Origin of the sequence: Streptomyces europaeiscabiei (genome assembly GCF_036346855.1) — a bacterium.
Taxonomy (GTDB): domain Bacteria; phylum Actinomycetota; class Actinomycetes; order Streptomycetales; family Streptomycetaceae; genus Streptomyces; species Streptomyces europaeiscabiei.
This window is the reverse complement of the sequence record NZ_CP107841.1, coordinates 4,162,492-4,181,087: the sequence shown is the minus strand read 5'-3', so window position 1 is coordinate 4,181,087 and position 18,596 is coordinate 4,162,492. Positions and strand designations below refer to the sequence as shown.

11 protein-coding genes and 3 rRNA genes are annotated in these 18,596 nt (G+C 67.2%); 8 read left to right on the top strand and 6 right to left on the bottom strand.

All coding sequences use genetic code 11. The features are described from left to right. The first annotated feature begins 12 nt into the window (after positions 1-12). The 3 genes from OG858_RS18025 (at position 13) to OG858_RS18015 (ending at position 3,567) form a co-directional block, all read left to right on the top strand. Positions 13-990, top strand: coding sequence for a cation diffusion facilitator family transporter (locus OG858_RS18025; protein ID WP_086746675.1), 978 nt, complete (start codon positions 13-15; stop codon positions 988-990). A gap of 354 nt (positions 991-1,344) precedes the next feature. Next, entirely contained in the window at positions 1,345-2,802 is a 1,458-nt protein-coding gene (gene ahcY, locus OG858_RS18020) for an adenosylhomocysteinase (RefSeq protein ID WP_327743957.1), read from the top strand. A gap of 150 nt (positions 2,803-2,952) precedes the next feature. Then, complete coding sequence (locus OG858_RS18015; protein ID WP_319067954.1) at positions 2,953-3,567, top strand: hypothetical protein; 615 nt, start codon at positions 2,953-2,955, stop codon at positions 3,565-3,567. Between the two features lie 60 nt (positions 3,568-3,627). Here OG858_RS18015 and OG858_RS18010 read toward each other — a convergent pair whose 3' ends face one another. Further along, on the bottom strand, positions 3,628-4,710 hold the full coding sequence (locus OG858_RS18010; RefSeq protein ID WP_179200792.1) for an RDD family protein: 1,083 nt from the start codon (positions 4,708-4,710) through the stop codon (positions 3,628-3,630). 139 nt (positions 4,711-4,849) lie between these two features. Here OG858_RS18010 and OG858_RS18005 point away from each other — a divergent pair, with 139 nt between their 5' ends. The 4 genes from OG858_RS18005 to rrf all read left to right on the top strand — a co-directional run bounded on the left by OG858_RS18005 (position 4,850) and on the right by rrf (position 11,627). Then, positions 4,850-5,857, top strand: coding sequence for a stage II sporulation protein M (locus tag OG858_RS18005; RefSeq protein ID WP_086746671.1), 1,008 nt, complete (start codon positions 4,850-4,852; stop codon positions 5,855-5,857). Between the two features lie 591 nt (positions 5,858-6,448). Beyond that, positions 6,449-7,974 (top strand): 16S ribosomal RNA (locus tag OG858_RS18000). Positions 7,975-8,288: 314 nt separating this feature from the next. Further along, positions 8,289-11,414: ribosomal RNA gene (locus OG858_RS17995) — 23S ribosomal RNA — on the top strand. A 96-nt stretch (positions 11,415-11,510) separates the two neighbouring features. Further along, a 5S ribosomal RNA gene (gene rrf, locus OG858_RS17990) occupies positions 11,511-11,627 on the top strand. Together the 16S, 23S and 5S rRNA genes form the textbook arrangement of a ribosomal RNA operon. A 95-nt stretch (positions 11,628-11,722) precedes the next feature. Here the strand turns inward: rrf and OG858_RS17985 are convergent. From OG858_RS17985 to OG858_RS17965, 5 genes are read right to left on the bottom strand one after another with little or no spacing between them, the layout of a single operon-like run. Beyond that, positions 11,723-13,033 carry a DUF58 domain-containing protein gene (locus OG858_RS17985; RefSeq protein ID WP_086749903.1) on the bottom strand — a complete coding sequence of 437 codons (1,311 nt, stop codon included), beginning with the start codon at positions 13,031-13,033 and terminating at the stop codon, positions 11,723-11,725. Next, entirely contained in the window at positions 13,033-14,022 is a 990-nt protein-coding gene (locus OG858_RS17980) for an AAA family ATPase (protein WP_086749904.1), read from the bottom strand. Before OG858_RS17980 ends, OG858_RS17985 begins: the two co-directional genes overlap by 1 nt. Beyond that, complete coding sequence (locus tag OG858_RS17975) at positions 14,022-15,215, bottom strand: DUF4350 domain-containing protein (protein WP_327743953.1); 1,194 nt, start codon at positions 15,213-15,215, stop codon at positions 14,022-14,024. Before OG858_RS17975 ends, OG858_RS17980 begins: the two co-directional genes overlap by 1 nt. Next, complete coding sequence (locus OG858_RS17970; protein ID WP_086749906.1) at positions 15,212-15,901, bottom strand: DUF4129 domain-containing protein; 690 nt, start codon at positions 15,899-15,901, stop codon at positions 15,212-15,214. The genes OG858_RS17975 and OG858_RS17970 overlap by 4 nt, the downstream gene beginning before the upstream one ends. Before the next feature lie 40 nt (positions 15,902-15,941). Then, positions 15,942-17,306, bottom strand: coding sequence for a glycerophosphoryl diester phosphodiesterase membrane domain-containing protein (locus OG858_RS17965; RefSeq protein WP_319065013.1), 1,365 nt, complete (start codon positions 17,304-17,306; stop codon positions 15,942-15,944). 141 nt (positions 17,307-17,447) lie between these two features. On the opposite strand from OG858_RS17965, the gene mtnA reads away from it, so the two are divergent. Next, positions 17,448-18,593, top strand: coding sequence for an S-methyl-5-thioribose-1-phosphate isomerase (gene mtnA, locus OG858_RS17960; protein ID WP_327743952.1), 1,146 nt, complete (start codon positions 17,448-17,450; stop codon positions 18,591-18,593). Positions 18,594-18,596: the final 3 nt, after the last annotated feature.

The following is an 18,596-nucleotide window of genomic DNA, read 5'->3' as shown; positions in this document are numbered from 1 at the left end:
CACCTCGGACACATGAGCGCGTCAGGCGGCACCAAGGCGATCGTGGCGGCACTCGCCGCCAACCTCGCGATCGCGGTAGCGAAGTTCGTGGCGTTCGTCTTCAGCGGCTCGTCATCGATGCTCGCGGAGTCCGTGCACTCCCTCGCCGACTCCGGCAACCAGGGCCTGCTCCTCCTCGGCGGCAAGAAGGCCCAGCGCGAGGCGACCCCGCAACACCCCTTCGGCTACGGCCGCGAGCGCTACATCTACGCCTTCCTCGTCTCCATCGTCCTCTTCTCCGTCGGCGGCATGTTCGCCATCTACGAGGGCTACGAGAAGATCAAGGAACCGCACGAGATCGAGAACTGGTACTGGCCGGTCGGCGTCCTCGTCTTCGCGATCATCGCCGAGACCTTCTCCTTCCGAACCGCCATCAAGGAGTCCAACACGCTCCGCGGCACCCAGTCCTGGAAGGATTTCGTCCGCCACGCCAAGGCCCCCGAGCTCCCGGTCGTGCTCCTTGAGGACCTGGGCGCGCTCGTCGGTCTGATCCTCGCCCTCGGCGGCGTCGGCCTGGCCCTCGCCACCGGCGACGGCGTCTGGGACGGCATCGGCACGCTCTGCATCGGTGTCCTGCTCATCCTCATCGCGATCGTCCTGGCCGCCGAGACCAAGTCGCTGCTCCTGGGCGAGGCCGCCGGCGTGGAGGACGTCAGGAAGATCGAGGCCGCGATCGTCGACGGCGACACGGTCCCCGCCATCATCCACATGCGCACGCTCCACCTCGGCCCCGAGGAGCTGCTGGTCGCCGCCAAGATCGCCGTCCGGCACGACGAGACGGCCACCGAGGTCGCCAACGCGATCGACGCCGCCGAGGCCCGCATCCGCGAGGCCGTCCCGATCGCCCGCGTCATCTACCTGGAGCCCGACATCTACAGCGAGGCGGAGGCCGCCAAGGGCGCCGACCCCGAGGCCGCCCCCGGCGGCCCGGCGCCCACCACCGAACACTGACTCACCGGCATTCAGCAGGACACCGGGGCCCGTCGCGAAACCAACGCGGCGGGCCCCACACGTTTCCCGTCCCAGGTCCAAGGATCTCCCTACTCTCCGCCCCTTCGGCCTGATCCGTACGCAGGAAGACTGGGGCGGGCCGGGCCGACCGGTGTAGCTTGGGACGGAGCCAGACGTCGCTGCTGATGGCGGTCGGGCGGTCCCACCGGGGACCGGCCGAGGGAGAGAGGGCCTCCGACGGACTGCGCTGCGCGCACGCGGGCATGCCTGTGTCCTCTTCGGGGCACCCCTGTGTCCGCCGCCGCGCAGACCAGCCCTACCCACCCTCGACCCGACACCGAGGAGCAGCCCGCAATGACGACTGTCGACAACCGACAGGACTTCAAGGTCGCCGATCTCTCCCTGGCCGCTTTCGGCCGCAAGGAGATCACCCTCGCCGAGCACGAGATGCCCGGCCTGATGGCGATCCGCAAGGAGTTCGCCGCAACTCAGCCGCTGGCCGGCGCCCGGATCATGGGCTCGCTGCACATGACCGTGCAGACCGCCGTCCTGATCGAGACCCTGGTCGCCCTGGGCGCCGAGGTCCGCTGGGTGTCCTGCAACATCTTCTCCACCCAGGACCATGCCGCCGCCGCCATCGCGGTCGGCCCGAACGGCACGCCCGAGAACCCGCAGGGCGTCCCGGTCTTCGCCTGGAAGGGCGAGACCCTGGAGGAGTACTGGTGGTGCACGGAGCAGGCGCTGACCTGGCCGAACACCCCCACCGGCGGCCCGAACATGATCCTGGACGACGGCGGCGACGCCACCATGCTCGTCCACAAGGGCGTCCAGTACGAGAAGGAAGGCAAGGTCCCCTCCGCCGACACCGCCGAGTCCGACGAGCACCGCGTCGTCCTCGAACTCCTCGACCGGACCATCACCGAGGGCTCGCAGAAGTGGACCCAGCTCGCCTCGGAGATCCGCGGCGTGACCGAGGAGACCACCACCGGCGTCCACCGCCTGTACGAGATGCAGCGCGACGGCGACCTCCTGTTCCCGGCGATCAACGTGAACGACGCCGTCACCAAGTCGAAGTTCGACAACAAGTACGGCTGCCGCCACTCCCTGATCGACGGCATCAACCGCGCCACCGACGTCCTCATCGGCGGCAAGACCGCGGTCGTCTTCGGCTACGGCGACGTGGGCAAGGGCTGCGCGGAGTCCCTGCGCGGACAGGGCGCCCGTGTCATCGTCACCGAGATCGACCCGATCTGCGCTCTGCAGGCGGCGATGGACGGCTACCAGGTCACCACGCTCGACGAGGTCGTCGAGACGGCCGACATCTTCATCACCACGACCGGCAACAAGGACATCATCATGGCCGCCGACATGGCCAAGATGAAGCACCAGGCCATCGTCGGCAACATCGGCCACTTCGACAACGAGATCGACATGGCCGGCCTCGCGAAGATCCCCGGCATCGTCAAGGACGAGGTCAAGCCCCAGGTCCACACCTGGAAGTTCGCGGACGGCAAGGTCCTCATCGTCCTGTCCGAGGGCCGCCTGCTGAACCTGGGCAACGCCACCGGTCACCCGTCGTTCGTGATGTCCAACTCCTTCGCGGACCAGACGCTGGCCCAGATCGAGCTGTTCACCAAGCCCGAGGAGTACCCCACCGGCGTCTACACGCTGCCCAAGCACCTCGACGAGAAAGTCGCCCGCCTTCACCTCGACGCGCTCGGTGTGAAGCTCACGACGCTCAGCCCGGAGCAGGCCTCGTACATCGGCGTCGAGATCGACGGCCCGTACAAGTCGGACCACTACCGCTACTGATCCGCCCGGCGACGGGTGCGTCCGTGCACAGACGCACCCGTCCCGGCCGCAACTCCCGGGCAGGCCCCCGCACCCCCGTGCCGGGGGCCTGCCCGTTCGGCCCGCGCCCCGCTCGCCGGCCGGACCAGCCCGTCAAGACCCAGGACCCCCATGCCTCGCGGCCGGTATTCACTTCACGACACGCACGACCACACCCTCCTCGCAGAAGAACACTTCCACTGCGCGCCCGGCCCGTCCGGCTGGCGCTATGTCTCCCAGCTGACCGCTCCGTCCGGCGACCACGTCGGCTCCGTCGACCTCGCCCTCGACGAACTCGGCCGCCCCATCCGCCTCGAACTCCACGCCGCGAGCTGGCAGGTCCGCGGCGCCGCCCTCGACGGCGTCACCTGGGTCCGCACCGACCCCACCGGCACGGAGGCCACCGAAGGCAATGTCCGCGCCCATGCGTTCACCGGCACCTCCCCGGCGTTCCTGATCGCCACGGCACGCCTCCTGCGCCTCACCCCCTCCGCGCCCGCCACCCGCGTACGCCTCGTCGCCTTCACCGACCCGGTCCTCGCCCCGCGCACCTCTGACCAGTCCTGGGCTCTGATCGAAAGAGAAGCACACGCCACTGACAACGGCCCTCTGACCGTGGACACATACCAGGTCACAGCCCTGGACACGGGCGAGCGGCACACCGTTCACCTCGCCGGCGACGTCGTCCTGGCGGCACCCGGAATCGAGCTGGAACACCTGGAAACACCGCCGTCGACGTTCGGCTGAAGTCGCCGTACGACTGACACCGATGCCCGCCCGGCAGCGGCTCGGCGGCGGGGCCATGGCCTACGCAGGCGGCGCGAACCCGGTGCTCGGCCGCTCAGCAGGCGGCTCGTGCGGAGACTGGGGGACCACCGGTGCCCCGTGCACAGCCACGCCGGGCACACCAGCCCCATGACCAGCACCTGCGACTCCCCCAGGCGATACATACCCGGGGGCGCCCGAAGGCGGGGCAGGGTCCGCATATGCCTCGGGCGGTCCGTACACCGGAGCGACCGGAGGCTGTGCCACCGGCCCACCCCAGCCGGGCCCACCGGCCGGCGCGCCCGGCACGACACCACCCACGGCCGCACCCCCTGCGACCGCACCCGCCGCATTCGGCACGCCCCCCACACCGGCCGCGCCCCCGAACGCCTGTCGAGCATCCCGCGCCTGCCGCTCGTGCACCACGGCCGCCAGATACGCGCCCGGCGGCACCCCGTACGGCGCCGGAGCACCCGTCCGCGCCGCGAGGTCCGAGGCGAGACGTTCCGCCATCGCCGCGCCGACATGAGGGTCCAGCTGTCGCATCCGCGTCAGGTACTGGCGGATGGCCAGCCACAGCCCGTCAGGAACGGCGGACAGGTCGAGCCGGGAGAACTGCCCCACGAGCCAGGGCGGCGGCGGAGGCACGAACGCCGTCTGCCCGGCCGGCACCCGCTCCCGCACGACCAGCGTCCCAGCGAACACGTCACCCAGCCGCCGCCCCCGCGCCGACACGAGCGAGGCGATGCACGCGACGACCCCGAAGGTCATCAGGATCTCGACCACCCCGACCGCACCACGCACGAGCGCGTGCCGGAACCGGATCGGTCCTCCGTCGTCCCGCACCACCCTCAGCCCGCACGCCAGCTTCCCCAGCGAACGTCCATGGCTCAGCGTCTCCACCGCGATCGGCCCGCCCACCAGGACGAGCAGGAAGCTCGCGATGGATATCGCCGTCTGCGCGGCCTCGTCGAGGCCGGCCGTCGACAGCACCAGGATCAGGACCACCGCGAGGTACACGACCATGGCCACGATCAGGTCGAGCAGCACGGCCAGCGCCCGGCTCGGCAGCTTCGCGGGACGCAGCTCCAGCGCCACCGCCTCGCCCGTCACTAGCTCACTCACACCCGTAGTCCTTCCGGTTTCATCCCCTGACCTGCCCCGAGAGTGGCCAGTCTGCCAAGCTGAGGTCACATCGCGCCGCAGTACGACCAGTACGACAAGTCGGCACGCAGTATGAGAGGGACGAGGAGCAGCACACCCGATGGACCTCGATGTCTTCGTGTCCGCCCATCGTGCCGAGTGGGACCGCCTCGACTCCCTGCTCCGCCGCCAGCGCCGCCTCGACGGTGCCGAGGTCGACGAACTCGTCGCCCTCTACCAGCGCACGGCCACCCATCTCTCACTGATCCAGTCGAGTGCTCCCGACCCTCAGCTCACCGGGCGCCTCAGCCAACTGGTGGCACGCGCGCGTAGCGCCGTGACAGGAAACCGACGGGCCTCCTGGCGCGACGTCACCCGCTTCCTGACGCATGGCTTCCCCGCCGCGGTCTACCGCTCCCGTCACTGGTGGGTCCCCACCGCACTGCTCTCCACCCTCGTCGCCGTGCTCCTCGGCTGGTGGATCGGCACGCACCCGGAGGTCCAGGCCACCATTGCGGCCCCCGACGCACTGCGCGAGATGACCCGCCCCGGCGGCCAGTACGAGACGTACTACTCCAGCCATCCCGCCGCCTCCTTCGCAGCCCAGGTCTGGACGAACAATGCGCAGGCCGCCGCGATGTGCCTGGTCCTGGGCATTTTCCTGGGCCTGCCGGTCCTCTGGATCTTGCTCCTGAACATGCTCAACCTGGGTGTCGGCATCGGCCTCATGACCTCGGCCGGCCGCCTCGACGTGTTCCTCGGCCTGATCCTCCCGCACGGACTGCTGGAGCTGACCGCCGTCTTCGTTGCCGCCGGCACGGGGCTGCGCCTCGGCTGGACCCTGATCGACCCAGGCCTCCGCACACGCCGCTCGGCCCTGGCCGAGGAGGGGCGAGCCGCCCTGGGCATGGCGATAGGCCTGGCGCTGGTTCTCTTCGTCTCTGGCGCCATCGAAGGCTTTGTCACCCCCTCCGGCCTGCCGACCTGGGCCCGCATCAGCATCGGCGTCCTCGCCGAGCTCGCCTTCCTCACCTACGTCTATGTCCTGGGCGGACGCGCCGTCCGGGCCGGTGACACGGGCGACGTCGAGGAGCACGAACGCAGCGCCGCGGTCCCCACAGCCGCCTGATGTGCGTTCACCCCCGTCGGGCTGTTAGTCTCCTCTTCGTTCCCGCAAGAGCCGTTGACACGGTGCGTGTGGGGAGGTAGATTAGAACAGTTGCCTAGAGGTGGATATGCCCCAGGTGACAGTGAGAATCTATCGGCTTCTCGTGAATGTGATTTCCCGAGTGAGCCCACCCGATGATTCAGAACAAGTGGCCGGTCAGTCCGGCCAAAAGCTTCTGATAAAGTCGGACTCGCCGAAAGAAAGCCGCAGGGCAATCAATTAGGCAAGGCCCCCAACGGCCACTGGAAATGAATTTCGACCGGAAACGGATCGGAAAACGGATCTGGTAGAGTTGGAAACGCAAGACCGAAGGGAAACTGCCCGGAGGAAAGCCCGAGAGTAGCTTGGGTGAGTACAAAGGAAGCGTCCGTTCCTTGAGAACTCAACAGCGTGCCAAAAATCAACGCCAGATATGTTGATACCCCGTCCGCCGAAACTTTTCGGTGGTCGAGGTTCCTTTGAAGTAAAACACAGCGAGGACGCTGTGAACGGTCGGGCTTATTCCGCCTGACTGTTCCGCTCTCGTGGTGTCGACCCGATTACGGGTAAACATTCACGGAGAGTTTGATCCTGGCTCAGGACGAACGCTGGCGGCGTGCTTAACACATGCAAGTCGAACGATGAACCACTTCGGTGGGGATTAGTGGCGAACGGGTGAGTAACACGTGGGCAATCTGCCCTTCACTCTGGGACAAGCCCTGGAAACGGGGTCTAATACCGGATACAACACTCTCGGGCATCCGATGAGTGTGGAAAGCTCCGGCGGTGAAGGATGAGCCCGCGGCCTATCAGCTTGTTGGTGAGGTAACGGCTCACCAAGGCGACGACGGGTAGCCGGCCTGAGAGGGCGACCGGCCACACTGGGACTGAGACACGGCCCAGACTCCTACGGGAGGCAGCAGTGGGGAATATTGCACAATGGGCGAAAGCCTGATGCAGCGACGCCGCGTGAGGGATGACGGCCTTCGGGTTGTAAACCTCTTTCAGCAGGGAAGAAGCGAAAGTGACGGTACCTGCAGAAGAAGCGCCGGCTAACTACGTGCCAGCAGCCGCGGTAATACGTAGGGCGCGAGCGTTGTCCGGAATTATTGGGCGTAAAGAGCTCGTAGGCGGTCTGTCGCGTCGGATGTGAAAGCCCGGGGCTTAACCCCGGGTCTGCATTCGATACGGGCAGACTAGAGTGTGGTAGGGGAGATCGGAATTCCTGGTGTAGCGGTGAAATGCGCAGATATCAGGAGGAACACCGGTGGCGAAGGCGGATCTCTGGGCCATTACTGACGCTGAGGAGCGAAAGCGTGGGGAGCGAACAGGATTAGATACCCTGGTAGTCCACGCCGTAAACGGTGGGAACTAGGTGTTGGCGACATTCCACGTCGTCGGTGCCGCAGCTAACGCATTAAGTTCCCCGCCTGGGGAGTACGGCCGCAAGGCTAAAACTCAAAGGAATTGACGGGGGCCCGCACAAGCAGCGGAGCATGTGGCTTAATTCGACGCAACGCGAAGAACCTTACCAAGGCTTGACATACACCGGAAACGGCCAGAGATGGTCGCCCCCTTGTGGTCGGTGTACAGGTGGTGCATGGCTGTCGTCAGCTCGTGTCGTGAGATGTTGGGTTAAGTCCCGCAACGAGCGCAACCCTTGTTCTGTGTTGCCAGCATGCCCTTCGGGGTGATGGGGACTCACAGGAGACTGCCGGGGTCAACTCGGAGGAAGGTGGGGACGACGTCAAGTCATCATGCCCCTTATGTCTTGGGCTGCACACGTGCTACAATGGCAGGTACAATGAGCTGCGAAGCCGTGAGGCGGAGCGAATCTCAAAAAGCCTGTCTCAGTTCGGATTGGGGTCTGCAACTCGACCCCATGAAGTCGGAGTTGCTAGTAATCGCAGATCAGCATTGCTGCGGTGAATACGTTCCCGGGCCTTGTACACACCGCCCGTCACGTCACGAAAGTCGGTAACACCCGAAGCCGGTGGCCCAACCCGTAAGGGAGGGAGCTGTCGAAGGTGGGACTGGCGATTGGGACGAAGTCGTAACAAGGTAGCCGTACCGGAAGGTGCGGCTGGATCACCTCCTTTCTAAGGAGCATCTAGGCTGCCGGGCTTGCCCGGTGGTCCAGGGCCATAACGCAGGCGAATGTTCTGCGGTGGTTGCTCATGGGTGGAACGTTGATTATTCGGCCGGTTCACGGGCCGGAGGCTGTGAGTACTGCTCGTAAGAGTGTGGAAAGCATGATCTTCGGACGGAGGACCGGTCGGGCACGCTGTTGGGTGTCTGAGGGTATGGCCGTATGGCTGCCTTCAGTGCCGGCCCCGGTAAAAATCTGCGTGAGCGGGTTGTGACGGGTGGTTGGTCGTTGTTTGAGAACTGCACAGTGGACGCGAGCATCTGTGGCCAAGTTTTTAAGGGCGCACGGTGGATGCCTTGGCACCAGGAACCGATGAAGGACGTGGGAGGCCACGATAGGCCCCGGGGAGTCGTCAACCAGGCTTTGATCCGGGGGTGTCCGAATGGGGAAACCCGGCAGTCGTCATGGGCTGTCACCCTTGCCTGAACACATAGGGCAAGTGGAGGGAACGCGGGGAAGTGAAACATCTCAGTACCCGCAGGAAGAGAAAACAACCGTGATTCCGGGAGTAGTGGCGAGCGAAACCGGATGAGGCCAAACCGTATACGTGTGAGACCCGGCAGGGGTTGCGTGTACGGGGTTGTGGGATCTCTCTTGATCAGTCTGCCGGCTGGTCGACGAGTCAGAAACCGTTGATGTAGGCGAAGGACATGCGAAAGGTCCGGCGTAGAGGGTAAGACCCCCGTAGCTGAAACATTGACGGCTCGTTTGAGAGACACCCAAGTAGCACGGGGCCCGAGAAATCCCGTGTGAATCTGGCGGGACCACCCGTTAAGCCTAAATATTCCCTGGTGACCGATAGCGGATAGTACCGTGAGGGAATGGTGAAAAGTACCGCGGGAGCGGAGTGAAATAGTACCTGAAACCGTGTGCCTACAAGCCGTGGGAGCGTCGCGCATCGAGTTTACTCGGTGCGTCGTGACTGCGTGCCTTTTGAAGAATGAGCCTGCGAGTTTGCGGTGTGTTGCGAGGTTAACCCGAGTGGGGTAGCCGTAGCGAAAGCGAGTCCGAACAGGGCGACTGAGTAGCACGCTCAAGACCCGAAGCGGAGTGATCTAGCCATGGGCAGGTTGAAGCGGAGGTAAGACTTCGTGGAGGACCGAACCCACCAGGGTTGAAAACCTGGGGGATGACCTGTGGTTAGGGGTGAAAGGCCAATCAAACTCCGTGATAGCTGGTTCTCCCCGAAATGCATTTAGGTGCAGCGTCGTGTGTTTCTTGCCGGAGGTAGAGCACTGGATAGGCGATGGGCCCTACCGGGTTACTGACCTTAGCCAAACTCCGAATGCCGGTAAGTGAGAGCGCGGCAGTGAGACTGTGGGGGATAAGCTCCATGGTCGAGAGGGAAACAGCCCAGAGCATCGACTAAGGCCCCTAAGCGTACGCTAAGTGGGAAAGGATGTGGAGTCGCACAGACAACCAGGAGGTTGGCTTAGAAGCAGCCACCCTTGAAAGAGTGCGTAATAGCTCACTGGTCTAGTGATTCCGCGCCGACAATGTAGCGGGGCTCAAGCGTACCGCCGAAGTCGTGTCATTCATACAGCATGAGGGCCAACGCCCGCTGTGGATGGGTAGGGGAGCGTCGTGTGCCGGGTGAAGCAGCCGCGGAAGCGAGTTGTGGACGGTTCACGAGTGAGAATGCAGGCATGAGTAGCGATACAAACGTGAGAAACGTTTGCGCCGATTGACTAAGGGTTCCTGGGTCAAGCTGATCTGCCCAGGGTAAGTCGGGACCTAAGGCGAGGCCGACAGGCGTAGTCGATGGATAACCGGTTGATATTCCGGTACCCGCTGTGAAGCGTCAAACATTGAACCAGGCGATGCTAAGTCCGTGAAGCCGTTCCGGACCCTTCGGGGAAAGGAAAGTGGTGGAGCCGACGGACCAGACTTGCAGTAGGTGAGTGATGGGGTGACGCAGGAAGGTAGTCCATCCCGGGCGGTGGTTGTCCCGGGGTAAGGGTGTAGGCCGTGCGATAGGTAAATCCGTCGTGCATGTGGCTGAGACCTGATGCCGAGCCGATTGTGGTGAAGTGGATGATCCTATGCTGTCGAGAAAAGCCTCTAGCGAGTTTCATGGCGGCCCGTACCCTAAACCGACTCAGGTGGTCAGGTAGAGAATACCGAGGCGTTCGGGTGAACTATGGTTAAGGAACTCGGCAAAATGCCCCCGTAACTTCGGGAGAAGGGGGGCCATCACTGGTGAGAGGATTTACTCCTTGAGCTGGGGGTGGCCGCAGAGACCAGCGAGAAGCGACTGTTTACTAAAAACACAGGTCCGTGCGAAGCCGTAAGGCGATGTATACGGACTGACGCCTGCCCGGTGCTGGAACGTTAAGGGGACCGGTTAGTCACATTTCGGTGTGGCGAAGCTGAGAACTTAAGCGCCAGTAAACGGCGGTGGTAACTATAACCATCCTAAGGTAGCGAAATTCCTTGTCGGGTAAGTTCCGACCTGCACGAATGGCGTAACGACTTCTCGACTGTCTCAACCATAGGCCCGGTGAAATTGCACTACGAGTAAAGATGCTCGTTTCGCGCAGCAGGACGGAAAGACCCCGGGACCTTTACTACAGTTTGATATTGGTGTTCGGTTCGGCTTGTGTAGGATAGCTGGGAGACTTTGAAGCGGCCACGCCAGTGGTTGTGGAGTCGTCGTTGAAATACCAGTCTGGTCGTGCTGGATGTCTAACCTGGGTCCGTGATCCGGATCAGGGACAGTGTCTGATGGGTAGTTTAACTGGGGCGGTTGCCTCCTAAAGAGTAACGGAGGCGCCCAAAGGTTCCCTCAGCCTGGTTGGCAATCAGGTGTTGAGTGTAAGTGCACAAGGGAGCTTGACTGTGAGACCGACGGGTCGAGCAGGGACGAAAGTCGGGACTAGTGATCCGGCGGTGGCTTGTGGAAGCGCCGTCGCTCAACGGATAAAAGGTACCCCGGGGATAACAGGCTGATCTTCCCCAAGAGTCCATATCGACGGGATGGTTTGGCACCTCGATGTCGGCTCGTCGCATCCTGGGGCTGGAGTCGGTCCCAAGGGTTGGGCTGTTCGCCCATTAAAGCGGTACGCGAGCTGGGTTTAGAACGTCGTGAGACAGTTCGGTCCCTATCCGCTGCGCGCGCAGGAATATTGAGAAGGGCTGTCCCTAGTACGAGAGGACCGGGACGGACGAACCTCTGGTGTGCCAGTTGTTCTGCCAAGGGCATGGCTGGTTGGCTACGTTCGGGAGGGATAACCGCTGAAAGCATCTAAGCGGGAAGCCTGCTTCGAGATGAGTATTCCCACCCACTTGATGGGGTAAGGCTCCCAGTAGACGACTGGGTTGATAGGCCAGATATGGAAGCCTGGTAACGGGTGGAGTTGACTGGTACTAATAGGCCGAGGGCTTGTCCTCAGTTGCTCGCGTCCACTGTGTTGGTTCTGAAACCACGAACAACCCCATTCCCTTGTTTGGTCACGGGGGATGGTGCGGTTGAGTGTTTCATAGTGTTTCGGTGGTCATAGCGTGAGGGAAACGCCCGGTTACATTCCGAACCCGGAAGCTAAGCCTTACAGCGCCGATGGTACTGCAGGGGGGACCCTGTGGGAGAGTAGGACGCCGCCGAACAAATATTGCGAAAGGCCCACACCTTATGGTGTGGGCCTTTTTGCGTTTCCAGATGTTGGGCCTTTCCTCGACCCTGAAGCAGAAGAATTGATGGTTCAGAGGCGGCCGGCCGCCTTCAGTGACAGATAGGCATCCGCCAGTGCCGGTGCCAGGTTGTCCGGAGTGGCGTCGACGACCGTGACGCCATGGCGGCGGAGTTGTTCGGCGGTGCGATGGCGGTCCGCTCGGGCCTGGGCTGCTGCCGCGGCCTCGTAGACGGCGTCCGTCGTGCCTCGGGAGTGGGCCATGCGGGCGATATGCGGATCGGCGACCGAGGCCACCAGGACCGAATGGCGCTGGGTGAGGCGGGACAGGACGGGAAGAAGACCTTGCTCCACGGGGGCCGCGTCCAGGGTGGTGAGAAGGACGATCAGGGCCCGGCGAGGCGCAGTACGCAGTGCGGTGGCTGCGAGGCCTCGGGCGTCCGTCTCGACGAGTTCGGGTTCGAGAGGGGCCATGGCGTTGACCAGGGACGGGAGGACGTCGCCCGCCGTGCGGCCCTGGACGAGGGCTCGTACACGGCGGTCGTAGGCGAGGAGGTCCACGCGGTCGCCGGCGCGGGAGGCGAGGGCGGCCAAAAGCAGGGCCGCGTCCATGGAGGCGTCGAGGCGGGGGGCGTCACCCACACGGCCCGCGGAGGTCCGGCCGGTGTCCAGGACGACCAGGATGTGACGGTCGCGTTCGGGACGCCAGGTGCGTACCGCCACCGAGGACTGACGGGCCGTGGCGCGCCAGTCGATGGAGCGGGTGTCGTCGCCGGGGATGTACTCGCGGAGACTGTCGAACTCCGTGCCCTCGCCCCGGGTCAGAACGCTGGTGCGGCCGTCGAGTTCGCGCAGACGGGCCAGCTTGGACGGCAGGTGCTTGCGGCTGGTGAACGGGGGGAGCACGCGTACGGTCCAGGGGACCTTGTGGCTGCCCTGGCGGGCGAAGAGGCCGAGGGGGCCGAACGAGCGGATCGTGACCCTGTCCGCCTGGCGGTCTCCTCGGCGGGTGGGACGCAGGTGGGTGGTGACGCGGCGACGCTCGCCCGGGGGAATCGTGAGGCGGTGCCGGGACGCGGCCACTTCGGAGCCGGAGAGCCAGCTGCTGGGAGGCCAGGCGTCGCGGACGTGGGCGCGCAGGGGGCGGTTGGTGGGGTTGGTGACCGTGAGGGTGACGTCAGCGGTCTCGCCCAGGCGCGTGGAGGTGTCGCCGGAGCGAAGGAGGCCCAGGCGGCGCACCGGCGCTGCGAGGGCGTAGTCGCAGGCGCATGCCAGGGCCAAGGGTGCGTTCACGGCGAGAATGCCCGTCCAGCTGGGCTCCCAGATGCCCACGGGGAGGGCGCCGAGGGCTGCGAGGAGCGCAGCGCGTCCGGTCGGGGCCATCAGCGGGGGACGGGAACGTGGGCGAGGATCGCGTTGATGACCGAGTCGGCCGTCACGCCTTCCATCTCGGCCTCCGGGCGGAGTTGGACGCGGTGGCGGAGGGTCGGGAGCGCTAGCGCCTTGACGTCGTCGGGGATGACGTAGTCGCGGCCCGTCAGCCAGGCCCAGGCGCGAGAGGCCGCCAGGAGGGCTGTGGAGCCTCGGGGGGAGGCGCCAAGGGTGAGGGACGGGGACTCACGGGTGGCGCGGCAGATGTCGACGACGTAGGCGGTGATCTCGGGGGAGACCGTCGTCTTGGCCACGGCGGCGCGGGCGGCTTCGAGGTCGGCCGCGTTCGCGACGGGGCGTACGCCGGCGGCGCGCAGGTCGCGCGGGTTGAAGCCCTCGGCGTGGCGGGTGAGGACGCTGATCTCGTCCTGACGGGACGGGAGCGGGACCGTCAGTTTGAGGAGGAAGCGGTCCAGTTGGGCTTCGGGCAGGGGGTACGTGCCCTCGTACTCGACCGGGTTCTGGGTCGCGGCGACCAGGAACGGGTCCGGGAGTGGGCGTGGGGTGCCGTCGACCGTGACCTGGCGCTCCTCCATGGCCTCCAGCAGGGAGGACTGGGTCTTCGGCGGGGTGCGGTTGATCTCGTCGGCGAGGAGCAGGTTGGTGAAGACCGGGCCGGGCTGGAAGGAGAACTCGGCGCTGCGGGTGTCGTAGACGAGGGAGCCGGTGACGTCGCTCGGCATGAGGTCCGGGGTGAACTGGACGCGCTTGGTGTCGAGGTCGAGTGCGGATGCGAGGGCGCGGACGAGCAACGTTTTTGCTACTCCGGGGACTCCTTCCAGTAGGACGTGTCCGCGGCAGAGGAGGGCGACGACGAGGCCGGTCACGGCGGGGTCCTGGCCGACCACGGCTTTGGCGATCTCGGCGCGCAGGGCCTCCAGGGAGGCTCGGGCGGTGCCCGGGTCCCCGGTGGTCCCGGCGTTGTCAGTGGTCGGGTCCATCATGAACGGCGTACCTCTCTTTCGAGGGCGTCGAGGTGGTCGGTGAGGGCGATGAGGGCCCTGTTGTCGCTGGGCGGCGGGCCGAAGAGGAGGGCGTGGAGGGGCTGTCCGTCGCCGTGCAGGTGGGCGGACAGGGCGGGGAGCAGGGCCTCGGGCGTGTGCGCCCGGGAGACGGGGACACCGACGAGGGGGGCGAGGCGCGTGCGGGTTGTGGAGCGAAGAGCGGCGGCCGCGCGGTCGCGGGCGTCGGCCTTGCGGTAGAGGCGGGCGCGGCCTTCGACGGTTTCGGAGGCGCGGATCGCGACGGGGAGTTTCTCGGGCACGAGGGGGCCGAGTCGGCGGGCCCGCCAGAGGGCGGCCAGGGCGCCGGCGAAGAAGAGTTGCAGGGTGCCCCAGATCCAGCCCGAGGGGAGCAGGTCGAAGAAGCTGCGGTTGCCGGCGTCCGGGGCCGAGTCGTCGGAGAGTGAGGGGAGGTACCAGACCAGATGGGGGCGCGAGCCGAGGAGTTGGAGGGCGAGGGAGGCGTTGCCCTGCTCGTCGAGGCTGCTGTTGAGGAGGATGTCGGGGGCACCGAGGACGACGGTGTCGCCGGCCCCCTCGGTTGCCGGGACGCGCACCAGGGTGGGCAGTCCGTCCTCGGGGTAGCAGGTGCCGACGGTACCGGCGACGACGTGGTAGCGGACCCCGCCGGTGTCGGCGCTGCCCGCGCGGCGGGCGGCGGGCAGCTCGCAGCGGGGCCTGAGCGTGGAGTCCAGGCTGAGGGCGGAGTCGGCGGTGACCCCGGGGACCAGGGTGCTCACGGACGGGGAGCCGGGGGCCACGAGGACCGTGCGGCCGCCGGAGGCCTCGGTCGCCGCGTGGAGGCGGCTTTGCTGGGAGTCGGTCAGCAGGTCCGGGACGGCGACCAGGAGGGTGGTGTCCGGGCCGGCCGCGGTGCTCGCCTCGTCGAGGGTGGTGACCAGCCGGGTGGACACGCCCCGGTCGTCGAGGAGTTCGGCGACGGCGCGGCTGCCGTCGGTGTCGGCGGAGCGCGGATCCAGGCGGCCGTGCTCGGCGCCGGAGCGGATCACGGCGATCACCGCGGCCGCCGCCAGGAGGATCACCGCGGCGAGCACGACACCGCGCGCTCGGGTCCACACCTGGCGGGCCGTGGGCGAGACCGAGGTGGACGGGAGCGAGGCCTCGGTGGTCATCCGGCGGCTCCCGGGCGGGTGTTGGGGGCCGTGCTCGCGGTGTTGGCGGCGCTGCTCGCCAGCGTGGGCCTGGTGCGTTCCAGGTCGGCGTCGAGGGCGACGAGCCGGAGGTACGTTCCTTCGGCCGCGGACCGGCCGCCATACGTGACGTCGTCGAAGTCCCGGGCGGCGGCGCGCAGTCGGTCCGCGTGGGCGGGGAGCACCGAGCCGGCTTCGGAGGCCGCCTCGTCGGCGGTGCGGCCGGGGCGTACGTCGAGCAGGGCGCGTTCCTCCAGGGAGCGGACGACGGCGCGCATGCGTTCCTGGACGGCCTGGTTCCAGTGGCCCTGGGCGGCCTGCGCCTCGGCGGTGGCGCGGTGTTCGGCGGCGCTGCGGGGGCGGTCGTCGAAGAGGACGGTGGACGAGGTGGGGGCGCGGTGCGGGGTCCCGAGACGCCACCACAGCGCTCCCAGGAGGGCCAGTACGGCCAGGACGATGACGACGAGGCCGAGCATGCCGCCCGGGGTGGCGGCCGAGGCGGCGCCGAACACCTTGTCGAGCCATTCCCAGAAGGCGTCCATGGCGCGCTCGTACCAACTGGGGTCGTTCTCGTGGTACATGCCCTTGGACAGCTCGCGCCGGGCGGCCTCCCGCGCGGGGTCGCGCGGGAGGGTGAGGGGCGGCTCGTCCGCCGAGCGCCACGACATCGGTACGGCTGTCAGTGCTCCCCCCGACAGTCTCACCCCATCAGCTCCCCGGAGTGGCGCCCGGGGCGTCGCCGTAGCCCTGGAGACCGGCGGCGCGGCCCAGTTCGAGGTCGAGGGCCTCGCGGCGGATGCGCTGGTCGATGTAGAGGAGCACGGTGACGCCGGCGCTGATGGGGAAGGTGAGCGTGGATCCGATCACCGCGCCGACGCCGCTGATGACGAGGTAGGTCCAGCCGAGGGCGGTGCCGCCGGTGGCGAGGAGGCCGGAGATGCCGTCCCCGTCCAGGGCCGCGCCCGCGAAGGAGAAGGGGATCACGACGATCGACGCGACGACGTAGGCGATGATCGCGGCGAGCAACTGGATGCCGAGGACCCGCCACCAGGAGCCGCGCACCAGCTTGACGGAGCGGCCCAGCGACTTCCGTACGCCCTGCTTCTCCAGCATCAGGGCGGGCGAGGCCAGCGAGAAGCGGATCATCAGCCACACGGTGAGGACGAAGGCACCGAGTCCGCCGAAGAGGGCGAGGAGTACGCCCCCGCCGGTGGAGCCTCCGGCGGCGAGGAGGATGCCGGGCACGACGCCCACGGTCATGATCAGGCCGGCGATCAGGAGCAGCAGGATGGTCAGGCCACCCAGCCTGAGGAGCTGCGGGCGGGCGTCCCGCCAGGCCTCGACAGTGGTCACCGACTTGCCGAGGACGGCACGGCTGGTCACGGTCGTGAGCAGGGCCGTCGCGACGATGGTGCCCAGCAGGGAGATCACCATGACGACGGAGGTGCTCAGCAGGGTGTCGCCCAGGGCGCGGCTCAGTTCGCCGGGGGTGGCAGTGGGGTCACTGAGGGCGTCCGTGCTCGCGGTGTCGTTGAGGACGAGGCCCTGGAGCAGGATCACCCCGATCTGCGTGATGACCGCGACGGCCAGGGAGATGCCGAGGACCGTGCGCCAGTGCGTGCGCATGGTGGAGACCGCGCCGTCGAGGATCTCGCCGATGCCGAGCGGGCGCAGCGGGATCACACCGGGCTTGGCGGCGGGCGGGGGCCCGCCCCAGCCGCCTCCCCACCCGGGAGTTCCGTAGCCGGGGCCGGGGGCGCCGTAGCCGGGGTGGCCGGGCGCTCCGGGGCCAGGGTGCTGGGGACCCGGGTGGCCGCCCCAGCCCGGGACGGGCGGTGGCGGTGGCGGGGTCTGGCCGGGGGCCTGCGGGGTCGGAGCGGACCACTGGGCGGGCGGCGGCTGATCCTTGGACCACTTGGACGGTGGCTGCGCCTGGTCCGCGCCGCTCTGGTCCGTCGGCTGCGCCCGGTCGGCGCCGGTGCGGTCCACCGGCTCCGCGGAGCCCTGCTGGTCCGGCTCCTGGCCGCCCGAGGGGGCGGATCCGGGCGAGGCCCAGCCCGGAGTGTCCTTCATCGTCGCTCCTTCACGGTGCCCGTCCGCGGGTCGCGGCGCCAGGTTGGCGCCCATCGTGCCACGCGGTGTCCTGGAAGTGACCGGGGGCCGTATGTGCTGCGTACCTTCAATTGTCCGATGGATACGGGGCAGACTGACCGCATGGCTGATCAGTACGCGCGATCCGGCGACGACATCCGGCCGACCGGGATACCCGTGATCCGATGGGACGAGCCCCCCGAAGGCCCCGTCCTGGTCCTCCTCGACCAGACGAGACTGCCGGCCGAGGAGGTCGAGCTGGTGTGCACGGACGCGCCCGCCCTGGTGGAGGCGATCCGTTCGCTCGCCGTGCGCGGGGCGCCACTGCTGGGGATCGCCGGGGCGTACGGCGTCGCGCTCGCCGCAGTGCGCGGGTTCGACGTGGAGGACGCCGCCGAGGCGCTCGAGGGTGCCCGGCCCACCGCGGTGAACCTCGCGGTCGGTGTGCGTCGGGCGCGGGCCGCGCACCGCGCCGAGCTCGGCCGGGCGGGCGACCAGAAGCTGGCCGCCGAGGCGGCGCTCGCCGCGGCGCGGGCGCTGCACCGGGAGGACGCCGAGGCCAGCTCCCGCATGGCCGCGCACGGGCTGGCGCTGCTGGACGAGCTGCTGCCGGGCGGCGGGCACCGGGTGCTCACGCACTGCAACACCGGGGCGTTGGTGTCGGGTGGTGAGGGCACGGCCTTCGCGGTGGCGCTCGCGGCGCACCGGTCGGGGCGGCTGCGGCGGCTGTGGGTGGACGAGACGCGGCCGCTGCTGCAGGGTGCCCGGCTGACCGCTTATGAGGCGGCGCGCAGCGGAATGGCGTACACCTTGCTCACGGACAATGCCGCGGGCTCGCTGTTCGCGGCAGGGGAGGTGGACGCGGTGCTGGTGGGTGCCGACCGGATCGCCGCCGACGGTTCGGTGGCGAACAAGGTGGGGACCTACCCGCTCGCGGTGCTAGCTCGGTATCACCACGTGCCGTTCATCGTGGTGGCACCGGTGACGACAGTGGATCCGGACACCCCCGACGGGGCGTCCATCGAGGTGGAACAGCGCGCGGGGCATGAGGTGACCGAAATCACGGCACCTCAGGCGCCTGTGGCGGGAGCAGAGGCGGGAGGCGGGATCGCGGTGGCACCCCTGGGGACCCAGGCGTACAACCCGGCGTTCGACGTGACGCCGCCCGAGTTGGTGACGGCGATCGTCACCGAGGAGGGGGCTGTGTCGCCCGTGACCGCTGATGCGCTTGCCGAGCTGTGTGACAGGTCACGCCAGGTAACGATTTAGTTA

Coding starts and splice junctions, on each gene's coding strand:
- OG858_RS18025 (WP_086746675.1), top strand. CDS start 13: ATGAGCGCGTCAGGCGGCACCAAGGCGATCGTGGCGGCACTCGCCGCC.
- ahcY (WP_327743957.1), top strand. CDS start 1,345: ATGACGACTGTCGACAACCGACAGGACTTCAAGGTCGCCGATCTCTCC.
- OG858_RS18015 (WP_319067954.1), top strand. CDS start 2,953: ATGCCTCGCGGCCGGTATTCACTTCACGACACGCACGACCACACCCTC.
- OG858_RS18005 (WP_086746671.1), top strand. CDS start 4,850: ATGGACCTCGATGTCTTCGTGTCCGCCCATCGTGCCGAGTGGGACCGC.
- OG858_RS17985 (WP_086749903.1), bottom strand. CDS start 13,033: ATGGCCCCGACCGGACGCGCTGCGCTCCTCGCAGCCCTCGGCGCCCTC.
- OG858_RS17980 (WP_086749904.1), bottom strand. CDS start 14,022: ATGGACCCGACCACTGACAACGCCGGGACCACCGGGGACCCGGGCACC.
- OG858_RS17975 (WP_327743953.1), bottom strand. CDS start 15,215: ATGACCACCGAGGCCTCGCTCCCGTCCACCTCGGTCTCGCCCACGGCC.
- OG858_RS17970 (WP_086749906.1), bottom strand. CDS start 15,901: ATGTCGTGGCGCTCGGCGGACGAGCCGCCCCTCACCCTCCCGCGCGAC.
- OG858_RS17965 (WP_319065013.1), bottom strand. CDS start 17,306: ATGAAGGACACTCCGGGCTGGGCCTCGCCCGGATCCGCCCCCTCGGGC.
- mtnA (WP_327743952.1), top strand. CDS start 17,448: ATGGCTGATCAGTACGCGCGATCCGGCGACGACATCCGGCCGACCGGG.